Source organism: Halorubrum sp. SP9 (assembly GCF_005435015.1).
Classification (GTDB): Archaea; Halobacteriota; Halobacteria; order Halobacteriales; family Haloferacaceae; genus Halorubrum; species Halorubrum sodomense.
Genome location: NZ_SGXU01000660.1, coordinates 1 through 256, shown reverse-complemented (window position 1 = coordinate 256; position 256 = coordinate 1). Strand labels below are relative to the sequence as shown.

Sequence of the window (256 nt, the reverse complement as noted above, 5' to 3'; positions counted from 1 at the left end):
GGATACGTACTCCGCGGCGGCTACTTTACCTTCAAAACGGACTACTTGGAACCGTTCTGTATCCCGTCGATCGGAGCGGCGAGCAAAAAGCTGAATTCAGAACGCCTTGTTGAAAGAGCGAATAATCTGTTCGCTACCGGAAACGCAGTGGATTCTGGAGATGGCCCGTCTTATCAGGAAATTCTCCGAGCTCTGGCTGCGGAACGGATTACTCAAGAAAAAGAGCAGTCAGTACTCAATACAAATCTTACAGACC

At 49.2% G+C, this 256-nt stretch carries 1 protein-coding gene; it reads left to right on the top strand.

Features of this window, described 5'->3' with window-relative positions; translation table 11 throughout:
* The coding region (locus tag EXE45_RS21115; protein WP_206750531.1) for a hypothetical protein at positions 1–256 on the top strand (256 nt) is incomplete at both ends.